Here is a 15,865-nt window from a genome sequence, read left to right on the forward strand (position 1 = left end):
GAAAAAAGCGGCGGCACGAGGCCGCCGCTTGTCCGTTCAGTCGATCAAGCGAAGGTCGACGTGTTGGTGGCCAGGTTCCAGGCACCAGTGCCGGTGACCGAACCTTGGCTGCCGTCCAGCTTGGACGCCGAGTAAGCCCAATCCACGGCCGAATACTTCAGGCCGAAGGTTTCCTTGGGGATGCCTTCTTCCGAGACCGTGGGGGCCACAGACGAGATCAGCACGTTCTTCAACTTGATGACCAGGTACTTGACGCGGTCGTTCTTGGTGCCGCTGTTGAACGAACCCGTCTGGCCGCTGGAGCGGTAGAACGTGATTTCGACTTCAGGGGTGACCAGGCCTTGCGAGGCGGCTTGCCACAGCTTGGGGCTGGACGAATCGATGTCCTTGACGAACACCATCTCGTCGTGCTCGCAACGCTCGGAGGTGTGGCCACCAGCGGTCGAAGCCGAAGCCGACTTGGGTTGGCGGATCAGGTGGGCCCAGGAGTCCACTTCGATCGTGGGCTTGGCGTTCTGGCCAGTCGCGGCATTGCTGCCGTGAACGGAGTCACGCACGTCGCCCTTGATGGCCGAGTTCTTGAACTCGATGTAAATGTCTTTCATTATTTTTCCTTCCGTGATGTTTTTAAAGAAATGGATGCGCCTTAGGCCCCGCTGGGCAGTTCTGCAACCAGGCGCAGCGACACCGACAACTCATCCAGCTGGAAATGCGGGCGCACGAAAGCGACCGCACGGTACACCCCAGGTCGTCCGGGGACTTCCTGCACCTCGATGGATGCCTCCCTGAGGGGGTATTTGGCTTTGGCTTCTTGCGACGCACTGTCGTCGGCCAAAACATACTGAGCAATCCAAGCATTGAGGAAGCTCTCGACATTGCCCGCCGAGGCAAAGCTGCCGATCTTGTCGCGCATCATCGCCTTGAGGTAGTGCGCGATGCGGCATACCGAGAAGATGTACTGCAGTTGCGATGCCAAGGTGGCGTTGGCCGTGGCGGCAGGGTTGTCATACTTCTTGTGCTTTTGCACCGATTGCGCACCAAAGAAGGCGGCGTAGTCGGTGTTCTTGCAATGGACCAGGGGGATGAAGCCCAGGTCGCTGAGCTCTTTCTCGCGGCGGTCGGTGATCGAGATTTCGGTGGGGCACTTCAAGGCCACTTCGCCATCGTCGGTCTTGAAGGTGTGGGTGGGCAGGTCTTCGACCAGGCCGCCACCCTCCACGCCACGGATGGCCGCGCACCAGCCGTACATTTCGAACGCCGAAGTCAAGCGGGCACCAAAGGCGTAGGCGGCATTCACCCACAGGTACTTGCTGTGGTCGGTGCCGTCGATGTCTTCGACAAAGTTGAAGCCTTCGGTGGTGTTGCCATCCTTGGGGTCAAAAGGCAGACGGCCCAGGAAGCGCGGCAAGGTCAAAGCCACATAGCGTGAATCTTCCGACTCGCGGAAGGACTTCCACTTGGCGTATTCCACGGTGTCGAACACCTTGGCCATGTCGCGTGGCTTGCCCAGGTCGGTGAAGGTGTCCAGACCCATCAGCTCGGGCGAGGCCGCCGAGATGAATGGCGCATGAGCGGCGGCCGCCACATGCGACATCTGGTCCAAGAAGTACATGTCTTCAGCGCCGCGGCCCGCTTCGAAGTCGCCGATCAGGGCCGCGAAAGGGGCGCCACCAAAGGTTCCGAACTCTTCTTCGTAGACCTTCTTGAACAAAGCTGACTGGTCGAAGTCGATGGCGGTTTTGAAGTCTTTGACGAGCTCTTTCTTGGTGGCATTGAACACCTTGATCTTGAGCTTCTCGCCGGTGGAGGTCTGCTTGCACAGGTAGTGCAGGCCGGTCCACGAGGACTCCAGTTTCTGGAACTCGGCGGCGTGCATCACTTCGCTAAGCTGGTCGGAAATCAGGCGGTCAATCTCGGCGATGCGGGCGTCCAGCGTGGCCGACAGGTTGTCGGAGACCACCACCGTGCCTTGCAGCACTTCCTTGACCAACTCGCCAATGATGTCCTTGGCGCGGGCGTGCTCGGTGTCGGTCTTGGCGACCTTGCTTTTGGCGACGATGTCGTCCAGCAGGCTGAAGGCGTCGGCGGCCACGGGCTGGCCATTGGATTGCAGTTGTGCGCTCATGGTGTCACTCCTCGGCTTGGTGTGTTTCTGCGCCCAGCTGCTTGAGCTGTTCGGTGTTGCTCAGGACATCGCCCAGGACGTCTTCCAGCTTTTCGTTGCCGGCCATCTTGTTGCGCAAATCGGAAAGCTTGGTGCGGGCTTCCAGCAATTTGCGCAGGGGCTCGACCTGCTCGACCACCGACTCCGGGCGGAAGTCGTCGATCTTCTTGAAATCGAGGTTGACGGCGAACTCGCCGCCATCAGCGCTGAGCTTGTTCTTGACGCGGTAGCTGGCGCGGGGCGCCATGCCCGACAGCACTTCGTCGAAGTTGTCCAGGTCCACGTTGACGAACTTGCGGTCTTTCAAGCGGACGACCGGCTTGTCAGGATCAGGCTGGCCGGTGAAATCACCCATCACGCCCATCACAAAAGGCAATTCCTTTTGCTCGATCGCATCGCCGATCTCGACGTCATACGTCAATTGAACACGTGGGGGGCGAACACGCTCCAGACGCTTTTGAACACTGTCGTTTTTGGCCATGACAAAACTCCTCTCTGTGGAAACTGATTACTTCAAAGCACCAAAGGGGTTGTTGCGCCCTCCGGCCGCCGGCGGCGCGGCATTGAGCGCGCTCACCGGATTGGTGGCTGGGGTTCTGGCTGCAGAGGCCACCACCGGTGCGGGAGCGGTGGCCACGGGACGAAGGGGCGAGGTCACACGGCGCTTGGCACGCACAGGCTTGACCTCAGGCCCGGAAGCCGCCGCGATTGGCGGCACGAGGATGGGCTCACCCAAGGCCTCGCGGATCAGCTTGGCCACGCTTTCGGCTTCTGTGCGTGCTGAGCCATTGACTTCATTGGCCTTGCGCAATTGCTCCAGCGCCTGGGCGCTGACACGCAAGCCGCTGACGGCCAGGATGCTTTTGGCGGTGAGGTCGGTGGTATCGCGCTGCAAGGTCTCTTGCGCCGCCGTGATGGCCTGGCCATACTGGCGCGCATCGAAATAAATCTGGGCTTTGCGCAGCCAGGGCGTCTTGCTGGCCGGATCGACCTTGATGGCCGTGTCCAACTCCACCAAAGCGTCTTCGGTCTTGCCCAGCTTCTGGGCTTTGTCGGCGGCATCAAGGCGCTCGGTCAGCTTCTCGGCGGTGGCGGCACTGGCCGCAGCAGCATCACCTTGTTTGGGCGCAATGCTGCAAGCCGTCAAGGCGCAAAGAAGAGAAGCCATCACCGCGCTCAACAGGCCGCGGCGCACATGGGTATACAGCAATTTGGGAACTCCCTGAACAGTTTATGTTGACCTCGGCATCACGCTCTCGCTGTGGCCGACAGGTCGAATTAAAGCCGAAAACATCTGGCCGACTTCTCCCCCTTTGGGGTGCGTTACAGACTCTTGCATTCGGTTGCAACTGGTCTACCCCCTTGATGGGGGATGCCTCCAAATCAGGGCATCGGCGTTCTTACACTAGCGGCATGAACACAGGGATGGAGACACGGTTGGGCGCGCTGTTGAGCGCATGGATGCTGATGGGCCTATGCGCCTGCACATCAACGCCACCCGTCAAAGTGCCCCCCACCGAACTTGAGCGGCTGAGCATGCCGAAAGAGGCGCCCAGTGGCTCGGTGATGGAAACGATTGGCGGCTACAAGGACAAGGCGCTGGAGGCGATTGGCTTGAAGAAGCCCGAGTTGCCGCCAGTGCCCGAAGTGCAGTTGCCGAACCGCAAGATCACTTGGCGCATTCATGCCAGCGATTCACTCAACGTCGCACCGTCCGGCGAATCAGTGGCACTGCTCACGCGCATCTACAAGCTGCGCAGCCCCAACGCTTTCCTGCAAGCACCCTACGAGGTGTTTGGCGATCCCGCCAAAGAGAAAGCACACATGGGCGATGACGTGATCGAAACGCGTGATGTCCAGATGATCCCGGGCCAGCACGATGAGGTGCTCGACAAGGTCGCCCGCGAAGTCCGCTACGTCGGCATCGTCGCCTTGTTTCGCAAGCCGTCCCCCCAACGCTGGCGCCATGCCTTTCGCAGCGAATCCGCCGAGAAGAGCGGCCTGTCCATCGGGCTGCACGCCTGTGCCATGAGTGTGCAAGTGGGCGAGCCCATCGGCCAGCCCTTGAACCTGGCGCGCTCTGTGGCCGTGCCCTGCCCTTAAAAAAACATTCAGCGAGCCAACCTTGATCCAGTCACCCAAGATCCTTTGGGGCGAAGGCTTGTTCCTTCGCCCGCAGCACTTCCAGCAACAAGACGCTTATCACGAATGGCGCCTGTCGCAGATGTCGCGCCTGTTGCACCCTTATGCCTGGGGTGTGCGCCACATCAAGGTCGATCCCGATGCCTTGCAGACCGGCCTGTTGCGGGTGCTTGAGCTTCAAGTGGTGTTCCCCGATGGCGAGTTGTTCAACGCACCCGCCGAAGACGAGTTGCCACCGCCCGTGGCCCTGGATTCACTTCAGGCCTCGAACGTGAATGGCGCCAGCGGCCAGGAGCTGGTGTTCCACCTGGCCCTGGCGCCTGTGCGCAGCAGCGGCACCAACTTCGCCACCTCACGCGAAGAGGCGGACACCGCCGTGCGCTACTACCGCAGCCACACGCAAGCGGCCGATGCCTACACCGATGCCGTGACCGCCGAGGTCACCGTGCTGCGCAAGTCCGCCAAGCTGCTGTCGGACAGCGAGCCCCGCGCGCATCTGGTGTCCCTGCCCTTGCTACGCATCAAGCGCACCGCCACCGGCAGCTTCGAGCACGATGGGCGCTTCATCCCACCGAGCCTGAATGTGCAAGCCTCAGCCGCACTGGTGCTGCACCTGCGTCGTTTGCTGGACGTCTTGCAAGCCAAGGTCGATGCCCTCTATGGCCTGCACCGCGAGCCCAGCAAGAACATCATCGAGTTCAGGTCGGGCGACGTCGCTTCATTCTGGTTGCTGCACACAGCCAGCTCGGCCTTCGCGGGCCTGTCGCACCTGGCCAGGCACCCCGGCCTGCACCCCGAGCGGCTGTTCGAGAAGCTGCTGGAGTTGGCGGGCGCCTTGCTGACCTTCTCCAAAACCTTCACCCTGGCCGACCTGCCCGCCTACGATCATCAGAACTCGGGCCCCGCCTTCGTTCGCCTGGACCACATCGTGCGCGAGTTGCTGGAGACGGTTATCTCGACCCGCTACTTCTCGATCGCCTTGACCGAGCATCAGCCGTCGTTCCACCTGGGTCGCCTGGACTCCGAGCAGATCAAGCCGAGTACGCAGCTCTATTTGGGCGTGTCGGCCAGCATGTCGCCCTCGGAGTTGGTGGATGTGGTGCCCATGCGTTTCAAGCTTGGCGCGCCCGAAGACGTCGACAAGTTGGTCCTGTCGGCCATGCCCGGGGTCAAGCTGGTGCACGCGCCTCAGGTGCCCGCGGCCATACCCGTCCGGCCTGGCTGTTATTACTTCACGCTGGAGCCTCGCGGATCGCTCTACGAACGCATGCTGCAAGCGCAGGCCCTCACGGTCTATGCACCGTCAGGCCTGAATGAACTCAAGCTGGAACTCATCGCGGTCAACCCGTGATGCAGCCCATGACTGCCCACAAGGTGATTTGATGTCCACCGCCACCATCCCCCCAACGAGCGCCGTTCGCGCCAAGGAAGCCAGCAGCCTGCTGGACCTGATGTACGACGGCTTCTACCTGCTGTTCCTGCTCAAGGCCAAGCACGCCCCCCTTGAGGCCGAGGTGTTTCGCGAGCGGGTCAAGCAGTTCCTGACCGCTTTTGAGCGGGGAGCCACCCGCATGCACGCCTCGTCTGAAGACATCTACGCTTGCAAGTACGCGTTCTGCGCCACGGTGGATGAGGCCATGCTGATGTCTTCGTTCAAAGCGCGCGAATCCTGGCAGCGGCTGCCTTTGCAACTGCAGTTCTTCGGCGAGCAACTGGCGGGCGAGCAATTCTTCACCAAGCTGGAGGACCTGCGCTCGCAAGGCGTGGCGCGCGTGAGCACGCTGGAAGTCTTCCACATGTGCCTGCTGCTGGGCTTTCAAGGCAAGTACCTGATCGAAGGCACCGAGAAGCTGGGCTATTTGACCTCACGCCTGGGTGATGAGATCTCGCGCCTGAAAGGCAAACGCGCGGCCTTTGCGCCCAGTTGGGCTGCACCCGACCAGGTGTCGCACCAGCTCAAGCATGAGGTGCCGCTGTGGGTCATCGCCTCGGTGTTCGGATTGCTGTCCTTGCTGGCCTTCGTGGGCTTGCGCTGGAACCTGAATCACTTCACGCAGCAGTCATTGGCTGAGCACCATGACATCGTGCAACTGGCACCGCAGGTGGCCAACATCACCATCACGCTGCCTTGAGGCAACCGATCCAGGCAAACGTTAGCCTTTGGCACCGCGCTTGCCAGCCAGTTCGCGCAATTGCGTCAGGCGCTCACCAATCTTGATCTCCAGGCCGCGGGGCACAGGCTGGTAGAACTCCTGCGGCGTCATGCCGTCAGGGAAATAGTTTTCACCAGCGGCCACGGCATCAGGCTCGTCGTGGGCATAGCGGTAGTCCTGACCAAAGCCCAGGTTCTTCATCAGCTTGGTCGGCGCATTGCGCAGGTGCAGCGGCACGGGGCGCGTCGTGTCCTGCTTGACCCAGGCACGCACCGCTTTGTAGGCCTTGTAGGCCGCATTGCTCTTGGGGGCCATGGCCAGGTAGATCACACATTGGGCCAAGGTCAGCTCACCTTCCGGCGTGCCGAGGCGTTCATACGTATCGGCCGCATCCAGAGCCATGCGCAGCGCGCGCGGGTCGGCCAGGCCAATGTCTTCGCTGGCCATGCGGATCAGGCGCCGTGTGATGTAGCGTGGATCGACACCGCCATCGACCATGCGCACGAACCAATACAAGGCCGCATCGGGGTCTGAGCCACGCACGGACTTGTGCAGGGCGGAGATCGTGTCGTAGAACTGATCGCCCCCCTTGTCGTACCGACGCAGTTGTTCGCCCAGGGATTTTTCAAGCGCGGCCTCATCGATGAGCGGACGCCCCTTGAGCATGCCAGTCAAGGTCTCGTAGGTGTTGAGCAAGCGCCGGGCATCGCCGTCTGCATAGGCAATCAAGCGCGTGGAAGCCTCTGGCGTCAGGGCCGCCCCTTGCAAGGCTTCTTGCCCACGCGCCAGCAATTGCGCCATGGCTTCATCGTCCATGGACCGCAAGACATGCACCGTGGCCCGCGACAGCAAGGCCGCGTTGACCTCGAACGAGGGATTTTCGGTGGTGGCGCCAATGAAGGTGAACAGGCCCGACTCCACGTGCGGCAGGAAGGCATCCTGCTGGGCCTTGTTGAAGCGGTGCACTTCGTCCACGAAAACGATGGTGCGCAGGCCATTGCGCTGGGCCAGCAGTGCCTTGTCCACCGCTTCGCGGATGTCCTTGACGCCGCCCAGCACGGCCGAAATGCTGAGGAATTGGGCGTCAAAAGCCTGGGCCATCAGGCGCGCCAGGGTGGTCTTGCCCACACCGGGCGGACCCCACAAAATCATGGAGTGGGGCTGGCCAGACTCAAAAGCGACTCGCAAAGGTTGGCCCGCGCCCAGCAGGTGATCCTGCCCCACCACCTCATCCAGGGTCTTGGGCCGCAGGCGTTCGGCGAGGGGCGCGGCCAAAGCCGCCTTGCTCGCCGCCGCATCGCGAGACATCTCCGGGGGATCCAATGGCAAAGACAGGCTTTCTTGCATGGAAGCATTGTCGCCGCAGCCAGCCATGGCCCTTGCATTGAGGGGTGTTCAAGCATTGATCTGCGATCATGACTAGACAAGCCGCCCAGCCAATGACATAATGCGGGTTGACCCGATAACTGCTCGCCTGGTTTTCCAGACAAAACAGAAACCCGAGTTTTCGTTCATCCCCTCTGACCTTTTCAAGCCGAGTTGCACCGTCGGGTGCCAACTGATAGTCGTGTCTTGAGTCTCGGTTGGCGGCGATGCCGTCGCTTTCCAAACCGGCTCACCGTGACGCCTTGCGCTTTGGCTTTTCAGCCATCCGCCCTGTCACGCGATTCGGACACGAATCCACAGCGACCTCACCTGTTCCAGGTTGACCAACCCTTCCGTTGGCACCTGGTCGCAGCGCTTTTGCCTTCTGGTTGCGCCGGAAGCGGCAGCGCTTTGTCCTGGCTTGAAAGAATAATCATGAATCAAGAATTTAATCCCTCCACCGAGCCGTCGAAGATCGACGCCTTGGCCCGCGAACTCGACGTGGCCACCGACGACGTCGGCGCTGAAGAAGACACCGCGGTCGACACCTCCGGTGGCGTGCGTTTTTCGGACCTGGGTCTGGACGCTGTCCTGATCAAGGCCCTGACCGACTCCGGCTACACCCAGCCCACCACGGTCCAGATCCAATCGATCCCCGTGGCCATGAACGGCGCCGACATCAAGGTTGCCGCCAGCACCGGCAGCGGCAAGACCGCCGCTTTCATGCTGCCCGCCCTGCAACGCCTCATCAGCGCCCGCAACGATGGCAAGCGCCGTGAAAAGGGCACCGTCCATGGTCCCCGCATCCTGGTGCTGGCTCCCACCCGTGAACTGGCCATGCAAGTGGCCAAGGCCGCTTCGACCTATGGTCGCCACATGCAAGGTCTGCGCGTTGCCACCGTCGTCGGTGGTGTGCCTTACGCCGCCCAGCTCAAGGCCCTGCGTGGCCCGTTGGATGTGCTGATCGCCACCCCTGGCCGTTTGATCGACCACCTGGGCACCGGCGTCTGCGTGCTGTCCAACCTGGAAGTGCTGGTCCTGGACGAAGCCGACCGCATGCTGGACATGGGCTTCATCGAAGACATCGAGCACATCGCTTCGCAAACGCCCGCCGATCGTCAGACCCTGATGTTCAGCGCGACCTTCGCCGGTCACGTGGGCAAGCTGGCTGCGCGCCTGACCCGTCCTGATGCCCAAAGCATCGACGTGGCTTCGCACACCGACAGCCACGACAACATCGAACAACGTCTGCACTATGCCGACCACTTCGCGCACAAGAACGACCTGCTGGACAGCCTGCTGACCCAGCGTGACGTTGACCAAGCCGTGATCTTCACCAGCACCCAGCGCGACGCCGACATCTTGGCCGACCGTTTGGCCGACATGGGCCATGAAGTTGCTGCCCTGCACGGCGGCATGCCCCAAGGCCGCCGCACCCGCGTGCTGCAAGCCTTGCGTCAGCGTCAATTGAAGATCCTGGTTGCCACCGATGTGGCCGCCCGCGGCATCGACGTGCCCACGATCACCCACGTGATCAACTACGGCATGCCCATGAAGCCAGAAGATTACGTTCACCGCATTGGCCGCACGGGCCGTGCTGGTCGCAGTGGCCTGGCCGTGACGATCGCCGAACGCCGTGACATCCCCATGTTGCGCCGCATTGAGCGTTACACCACGCAGAACATCCCCGTGGCGACCATCGCCGGCCTGGAACCCAAGGCGCCCTCGCCTTCCAACGGCCCGATGCGCCATGGCAAGCCCATGCCTGGTCAACGTGGCCCCCGTGAAGGTGGCTTTGGTGGTGGTGGCCGTTCGTACGGCGCCCCGCGTGAAGGCGGCTTCGGCGGCGGTCAGCGCGAAGGTGGTTTCGGCGGCGGCAATGGCGGCGGTTATCAGAACCGTGGCCCGCGTCGTGATGGCCCTGCTGAAGGTGGCTACAACAGCCGCCCCAGCTTTGGCAATGATCAACCGCGTGGCGATTTCCGCCCTGCCGGTGGTGACGACCGTCCTGCGTTTGGTGGCGGCCCCCGTGGCGACAGCAAGCCTTCGTTCGGTGGCAAGCCCTCTTTCGGCGCCAACAAGCCTTCGTTTGGCGGCAAGCCTTCTTTCGGCGGCCCCAAGCCCTCGTTCGGTGGCAAGCCTTCCTTCGGCGGCCCGAAGCGCCAAGGTGGCGGCTTCAAGCGCGAAGACTGATTGATCAATCAGTCAGACTGGATTGGCCTCAGGGCTGGTCCAGCACATCCGCCCCTGCCGGGGGCGTGAACTGAAAGCGGGTGGCTGGCAAAGCCACCCGTGATTCAAACTGGGCAAAATCCAGCCTTGATCGTTGGCCAAAGCCGTCTTCGATCACCAGCGCGGCCAACACGCCCGCTTTGAACCCGACCCGCACCGAACGGAACTGTCCGTCCTTGTCGCGGGGCACCGCTTCCACCCATTCCAGATTTGAATCCGCGCCTGCTGCGGATGGCTTCGGCACATCCTTCAGCGTGAAGTCCTTGTCCAGCGACGCACCTGACAGCAGCGCCGCGGGCGAAGCGCCCAGCGCATTGCTCATGGGCCTCACGGTGACCTGGTTGAGGTCGGCATCCCACAGCCACACCTTTTGCCCATCGCCCACGATCAATTGTTCGGTGGGTGTGCTGTAGGCAAAGCGAAAGCGGTTGGGCCTTTGGAACTCGAGGCTGCCAGCGGACTTGCGGGTCTTCTTGCCATCGGGCGAGGTCACCAGCTGGGTGAAGTTGCCCCGGCCTGTGTTCACGTCCTTCACGAAGGCGCGCAGCGTGGCCACGCCATCGGCGTGCGCCGTGTTCGCCAAAGAGGCGCTCAGCGCCAAGGCCAATGCCCCGGGCTTCCAGGTGAATCTGTTTCGCATCGTCGGTGTCATTGAATTTGTCGCTTTCAGGCGTCCCAGGGGGCGGCGGTTGCGCCACCATCGCCAGTGCGGTTGGGCACCAGCAGTTCACGGTTGCCATTGGTGGCCATGTTGGACACCAGGCCGGATTTCTCCATCTGCTCCAGCAAACGGGCGGCCCGGTTGTAGCCAATCCGCAGGTGGCGCTGCACCAGCGAGATCGAAGCCTTGCGGTGCTGAAGCACGATGGCCACGGCCTGGTCGTACATGGGGTCGGATTCTGAGTCGCCACCAGCAGGCACACCATCGCTGCCAGCATCCCCATCCAGCACGCCGCCTTCCAGGATGCCTTCGATGTAGTTGGGCTCGCCCTGCGACTTCAGGTATTCAACGACACGGTGAACTTCATCGTCGCTGACAAAAGCGCCGTGCACGCGCACCGGCAGGCCGCTGCCCGAAGACAGGTACAGCATGTCGCCCTGCCCCAGCAAGGCTTCGGCGCCCATCTGGTCGAGGATGGTGCGACTGTCAATCTTGCTGCTGACCTGGAAAGAAATGCGCGTGGGAATGTTCGCCTTGATCAGACCCGTGATCACGTCCACGCTGGGGCGCTGCGTGGCCAAAATCAAATGCACGCCCGAAGCACGGGCCTTCTGCGCCAGCCGCGCGATCAGCTCTTCGATCTTCTTGCCCACCACCATCATCAGGTCGGCCAATTCGTCGATGATGATGACGATGAAAGGCATGCGCTCTTGCGGCTCGGGCGACTCTGGTGTCAGGCTGAACGGGTTGGGCAGGAACTCGCCACGCGAGGCAGCCTCGTCGATCTTCTTGTTGTACCCAGCCAGGTTGCGCACGCCCATCTTGCTCATGAGCTTGTAGCGGCGCTCCATCTCGCCCACCGCCCAATTCAGCGCGTTGGACGCCTGCTTCATGTCGGTCACGACTGGGCACAGCAGGTGCGGGATGCCTTCGTAGACGCTCATTTCCAGCATCTTCGGGTCGATCAGGATCAGGCGCACATCGCGCGCCTCGGCCTTGTAAAGCAGGCTCAAGATCGTGGCGTTGATGCCCACCGACTTACCGGAACCAGTGGTGCCCGCCACCAGGCAGTGCGGCATCTTGGTCAGGTCGGCCACCACGGGCGCGCCGATGATGTCCTTGCCCAAACCCACGGTGAGCATGGATTGCGCATCGTTGTAGACCTGCGAGCCCAGGATCTCGGCCAAGCGGATCATCTGGCGCTTGGCGTTGGGCAGCTCCAGCGCCATCAGGTTCTTGCCGGGAATCGTTTCAACCACACGAATCGAGACCAGCGACAGCGAGCGCGCCAAGTCCTTGGCCAGGTTGACGATCTGCGAGCCCTTCACGCCCGTGGCCGGTTCGATCTCGTAGCGGGTGATGACCGGGCCGGGCGAAGCCGCGACCACGCGCACTTCCACGCCGAAGTCCTTGAGCTTCTTCTCGATCATCCGGGACGTCATCTCCAGCGTCTCGGGCGTGACGGTTTCCATGCGGCCCTGCGCCGCATCCAGCAACGCGATCTGCGGCAGCTTGGTGTCGGCCATGTCGGAGAAGAGCGGCTTTTGCTGCTCTTTGATGATGCGGTCGGACTTGGGCACCTCGACCATCGGCTTTTCAATCACCAAGGGGATGGGCTCAAAGGGCTGTTCGTGGCGGATCTCTTCGGCCACGCGTTCGCGCTCAATGGTGGCTTTTTCGCCGATACGCAAATCCACGGCTTCTTCGCGCTTGGCCTCGCGGCGTTCGCGCAAGCGGTCGAACAAACCGCCGATGCGCTCGGCGATGTCCAGCCACGAGAAACGCAGCGCCAGCGACAACCCGGCGATCAGCAAGGCGATCCAGACCACGCCCGAGCCATTGAAGCCCAGCCATTTATGGCTGAACAGGCCCAAGCTCATGCCCAGGATGCCACCGGCGTGCTCGCCAGCCAAAGTGGCCTCGTGCCGGTAAAGTCGGGACCACTCGAGCGCGCAACTGGCCGACATCAGCAGGACAACGCCCAGCCAGAACAACCAGCGCGAGCGAGGCACGGCATCGGTCGCCTGCGAGGCCAGCGGCACCGCGCCAGAAGGAATGAGGGAAACAGCAGTGTCACGGCGCAACCATCGCGCCAGCGCACTGAGCCAGACCCGCGCACCCACAATCAACCCCCACCAGGCCGATTGGCCGAACAGGAACAAGGCAACATCAGAGGCATAAGCGCCCAGGTGCCCGCCCCAATTGGCGGCCTCCTGGTTCAAGCCGGAGGTGGTGAAAGCGGCATCGAGCCGACTGTGGCTGGCCAGAGACAGCAAGGCCAGCACCAGCAGCACGCCGCCGATCAGCAAGCCCGCCTGGAAGCGGAAAGTGTTTTCAAGCGGGGGGCCGGGTGGCTCGGGCGCCACCACAACCGGGCTGCGGTGCAGTCGCCCAGTCACGCGCGGGGACGCGGAGGCGTCCGGACGCCGGTCGGATTTGGCGTCCGCAGACGCCTCATGGCGGAGTGAGCCCAACGGAAAAGTCATGCCCGCATTGTGCGGGCATTTTCAAAGCGATGAAGCCGGTGGAATGGGCGTCAGGCCGTGGCGACCAGGCGCTCCTTGAGCACCACGCTGCCGGTGTCCTGGGTTTCGATCAGGCCACGCTCTTCCAGGTCCTTCATGACGCGGCTGACCATTTCGCGCGAAGCACCCACGTGTTTGGCCAGATCCTGGCGCGACACCTTGCCGCGGATCACCCTGGCGCCATCGTCATCGTCGGCCATGTCCAGGAGGGCGCGGGCCACACGGCCGTAGACGTCCAGCAGGGCCAGGGACTCGATCTGGCGGTCGGCATTGCGCAGGCGTTGCACCAAGCCGCGCAAAATTGCGTAGGACAAGCTGGAGTTTTCGGGCAAGCAGCGGGCAAAATCTGCACGTCCCAGCACCAGCACATCGGTCTGCACTTCGGCGCGGACCGTGGCCGAATGCGGATCGTTGTCGATCAGGCTCATCTCACCCAGGTAGTCGCCTGCTTCGAGCACCGCCAGGATGACTTCACGGCCGCGCTCGTCCGAGGCCACCACGCGGGCGCGGCCCGTCAGGAGGATGAACAAGGAATTGGTCTTGCGACCCCGCTCGACGATGAGCTCGCCACGGCGATAGCGGCGTTTGACGACGCCCTCTGCGATGGCCTCGGCCTGTGCTGCCGTGAGCATCGAGAACAGCGGTACGCGCCGGATCAGATCGAGATTGGACAGCATGGCCATGGAAAGCTCCTCATTGGATGAATTCGAGGTGAAACATTCACCTTATCTGGTGTGAGACAAATCACCAGTCCCTACAATTTTCGGCAGGACTCCAGGAATTTGTAGGCACTTTATCGATTGCAAACCCTAAGCCAAGCCCAAATATGAGGCTGGAAACCCGCACAGTTTGAACACCACAAGGAAAAACGATGTCCACCGCCCAACATAGCAACGTCCTGATCCTGGGATCGGGCCCCGCTGGCTACAGCGCCGCCATTTACGCCGCGCGCGCCAATTTGCACCCCACCCTGGTCACGGGCATGGCCCAGGGCGGACAACTCATGACCACCACCGAAGTCGACAACTGGCCAGCCGACGTCCATGGCGTGCAAGGCCCGGAACTGATGCAGCGCTTTCAGGAGCACGCCGAGCGCTTTCACACCAAGATGCTGTACGACCACATCAACGAGGTCGACCTGTCCAAGCGCCCCTTCACGCTCAAAGGCGACTCCGGCACCTACACCACCAAAGCCTTGATCATTGCCACTGGCGCCTCGGCCCAGTACCTGGGGCTGCCCTCTGAAGAAGCCTTCATGGGCCGCGGCGTGAGTGGCTGCGCCACCTGCGATGGCTTCTTTTACCGAGATGCCGTGGTTTGCGTGGTCGGTGGCGGCAACACCGCCGTTGAAGAGGCCCTATACCTGTCGAACATTGCCTCCAAGGTACACCTGATACACCGCCGCGACAAGTTCCGCGCCGAGGCCATCCTGATCGACAAGGTTTATGAGAAGGTGGCGGCCGGCAAGATCGAGCTGCACCTGTTCAAGACCCTGGACGAAGTGCTGGGTGACCAGAGTGGCGTAACAGGCGTGCGCCTGAAAAGCACCCTGGACGAAAGCACCACCGAGCTGGAGCTCAAGGGCTGCTTCATCGCCATCGGCCACAAGCCCAACACCGACATCTTCAAGGGCCAGCTGGAGATGAAAGACGGCTACATCCTGACCAAGGGTGGCAGCAACGGCATGGCCACCATGACCAGCATTCCGGGCGTTTTTGCGGCTGGCGACGTGCAGGATCACATCTACCGCCAGGCCATCACCAGCGCCGGAACGGGGTGCATGGCGGCCCTGGATGCGCAGCGCTTCCTGGAGCAAGAGGGCGCTTGATGCACTTTGATTGGCAAGCCTCGAGTTTTTGGTTATAATCTCAGTCTTTGCAAAATTCGTCCCGGTGTTCGGTGCTTTGACTCCATGAGTTTTCATGGGTTGGGCGCTGTCACCGGAAGGGTGATGACCCAAGGGTTCAGTTTTTGGATCCTTGTTCTGATCACTGCTTCGTCACACAAAGCGCAGCGGCAACAAGCGCAATCACAGCGAACGGAGAAGCGTCATGGCACGCGTCTGTCAAGTCACGGGTAAGGGCCCGATGGTGGGAAACAATGTTTCTCACGCGAACAACAAAACCAAGCGTCGTTTTCTGCCTAACCTGCAGTACCGTCGTTTCTGGGTCGAGAGCGAAAACCGTTGGGTGCGCCTGCGCATCAGCACATCGGCTTTGCGCTTGATCGACAAAGTGGGCATCGACCAGGTCCTGACGGATCTGCGTGCCCGTGGCCAACTGTGATCCGGGAGCTGAATCATGGCATCTAAAGGCGGACGCGAAAAGATCAAGCTGGAATCCACTGCGGGTACCGGCCACTTTTACACCACGACCAAGAACAAGAAGACCACGCCCAACAAGCTGGAATTCATGAAGTTCGACCCTAAGGCTCGCAAGCATGTGGCCTACAAGGAAATCAAGCTAAAGTAATTCAGACTGGTTTTCTTGTCGCAAAAACCCGCTCGGCGCAAGCTCAGCGGGTTTTTTCATGGTCGACTGATGTCGGATGGATGGATGAGTGGATTGCCCAAGAAAAAGCCCCGCAGTGCGGGGCTTTGAACATGTGCGGGGCAAAAGCCCCT

15 protein-coding genes are annotated in these 15,865 nt (G+C 61.7%); 7 read left to right on the plus strand and 8 right to left on the minus strand.

The window, feature by feature from the left end:
* Nucleotides 1-44: 44 nt before the first annotated feature.
* Genes Q7V20_RS23765 through Q7V20_RS23780 form a run of 4 tightly spaced genes read right to left on the minus strand, consistent with a single transcriptional unit; the run spans nt 45 to nt 3,332 of the window.
* Nucleotides 45-605, minus strand: a complete 561-nt coding sequence (locus Q7V20_RS23765; protein WP_230181987.1) for a type VI secretion system tube protein Hcp — start codon at nt 603-605, stop codon at nt 45-47.
* Between the two features lie 41 nt (nt 606-646).
* Nucleotides 647-2,125, minus strand: a complete 1,479-nt coding sequence (gene tssC / locus Q7V20_RS23770; RefSeq protein ID WP_230181986.1) for a type VI secretion system contractile sheath large subunit — start codon at nt 2,123-2,125, stop codon at nt 647-649.
* A 4-nt stretch (nt 2,126-2,129) separates the two neighbouring features.
* Nucleotides 2,130-2,645 (minus strand): type VI secretion system contractile sheath small subunit, encoded by a 516-nt coding sequence (gene tssB / locus Q7V20_RS23775; protein ID WP_304796663.1) that lies wholly within the window; start codon nt 2,643-2,645, stop codon nt 2,130-2,132.
* A 27-nt stretch (nt 2,646-2,672) separates the two neighbouring features.
* Nucleotides 2,673-3,332: a lipopolysaccharide assembly protein LapB gene (locus Q7V20_RS23780; RefSeq protein WP_304796666.1), complete on the minus strand. Its 660-nt coding sequence runs from the start codon at nt 3,330-3,332 to the stop codon at nt 2,673-2,675.
* A 257-nt stretch (nt 3,333-3,589) separates the two neighbouring features.
* Here Q7V20_RS23780 and tssJ point away from each other — a divergent pair, with 257 nt between their 5' ends.
* From tssJ to icmH, 3 genes are read left to right on the plus strand one after another with little or no spacing between them, the layout of a single operon-like run.
* Nucleotides 3,590-4,267, plus strand: a complete 678-nt coding sequence (tssJ, locus tag Q7V20_RS23785; protein ID WP_304796669.1) for a type VI secretion system lipoprotein TssJ — start codon at nt 3,590-3,592, stop codon at nt 4,265-4,267.
* A 22-nt stretch (nt 4,268-4,289) separates the two neighbouring features.
* Nucleotides 4,290-5,657, plus strand: coding sequence for a type VI secretion system baseplate subunit TssK (tssK, locus tag Q7V20_RS23790; protein ID WP_304796672.1), 1,368 nt, complete (start codon nt 4,290-4,292; stop codon nt 5,655-5,657).
* A gap of 31 nt (nt 5,658-5,688) precedes the next feature.
* Nucleotides 5,689-6,438, plus strand: a complete 750-nt coding sequence (gene icmH, locus Q7V20_RS23795) for a type IVB secretion system protein IcmH/DotU (RefSeq protein WP_304796675.1) — start codon at nt 5,689-5,691, stop codon at nt 6,436-6,438.
* Between the two features lie 21 nt (nt 6,439-6,459).
* On the opposite strand, the gene Q7V20_RS23800 is transcribed toward icmH, so the two are convergent.
* A complete protein-coding gene (locus Q7V20_RS23800; RefSeq protein ID WP_304796678.1) occupies nt 6,460-7,767 on the minus strand; it encodes a replication-associated recombination protein A in 1,308 nt (435 codons plus the stop codon).
* Nucleotides 7,768-8,259: 492 nt separating this feature from the next.
* On the opposite strand from Q7V20_RS23800, the gene Q7V20_RS23805 reads away from it, so the two are divergent.
* A complete protein-coding gene (locus tag Q7V20_RS23805) occupies nt 8,260-10,017 on the plus strand; it encodes a DEAD/DEAH box helicase (RefSeq protein ID WP_304796680.1) in 1,758 nt (585 codons plus the stop codon).
* Nucleotides 10,018-10,045: 28 nt separating this feature from the next.
* Here the strand turns inward: Q7V20_RS23805 and lolA are convergent, their stop codons facing one another.
* From lolA to Q7V20_RS23820, 3 genes are read right to left on the minus strand one after another with little or no spacing between them, the layout of a single operon-like run.
* A complete protein-coding gene (gene lolA / locus Q7V20_RS23810) occupies nt 10,046-10,696 on the minus strand; it encodes an outer membrane lipoprotein chaperone LolA (protein ID WP_304796683.1) in 651 nt (216 codons plus the stop codon).
* A gap of 26 nt (nt 10,697-10,722) precedes the next feature.
* Nucleotides 10,723-13,203, minus strand: coding sequence for a DNA translocase FtsK (locus tag Q7V20_RS23815; RefSeq protein ID WP_304796686.1), 2,481 nt, complete (start codon nt 13,201-13,203; stop codon nt 10,723-10,725).
* Between the two features lie 50 nt (nt 13,204-13,253).
* Nucleotides 13,254-13,925 (minus strand): Crp/Fnr family transcriptional regulator, encoded by a 672-nt coding sequence (locus tag Q7V20_RS23820; RefSeq protein WP_304796690.1) that lies wholly within the window; start codon nt 13,923-13,925, stop codon nt 13,254-13,256.
* A gap of 188 nt (nt 13,926-14,113) precedes the next feature.
* Here Q7V20_RS23820 and trxB point away from each other — a divergent pair, with 188 nt between their 5' ends.
* The 3 genes from trxB (at nt 14,114) to rpmG (ending at nt 15,713) form a co-directional block, all read left to right on the plus strand.
* The gene (trxB, locus tag Q7V20_RS23825) at nt 14,114-15,070 is read left to right on the plus strand and encodes a thioredoxin-disulfide reductase (RefSeq protein ID WP_304796693.1); all 957 of its coding nucleotides are present in this window, start codon (nt 14,114-14,116) and stop codon (nt 15,068-15,070) included.
* Nucleotides 15,071-15,293: 223 nt separating this feature from the next.
* The gene (rpmB, locus tag Q7V20_RS23830; protein WP_230181975.1) at nt 15,294-15,527 is read left to right on the plus strand and encodes a 50S ribosomal protein L28; all 234 of its coding nucleotides are present in this window, start codon (nt 15,294-15,296) and stop codon (nt 15,525-15,527) included.
* 15 nt (nt 15,528-15,542) lie between these two features.
* Nucleotides 15,543-15,713, plus strand: coding sequence for a 50S ribosomal protein L33 (gene rpmG / locus Q7V20_RS23835; RefSeq protein WP_230181974.1), 171 nt, complete (start codon nt 15,543-15,545; stop codon nt 15,711-15,713).
* The last annotated feature ends 152 nt before the right edge of the window (nt 15,714-15,865 follow it).

Source organism: Aquabacterium sp. (assembly GCF_030652515.1).
GTDB lineage: Bacteria > Pseudomonadota > Gammaproteobacteria > Burkholderiales > Burkholderiaceae_C > Aquabacterium.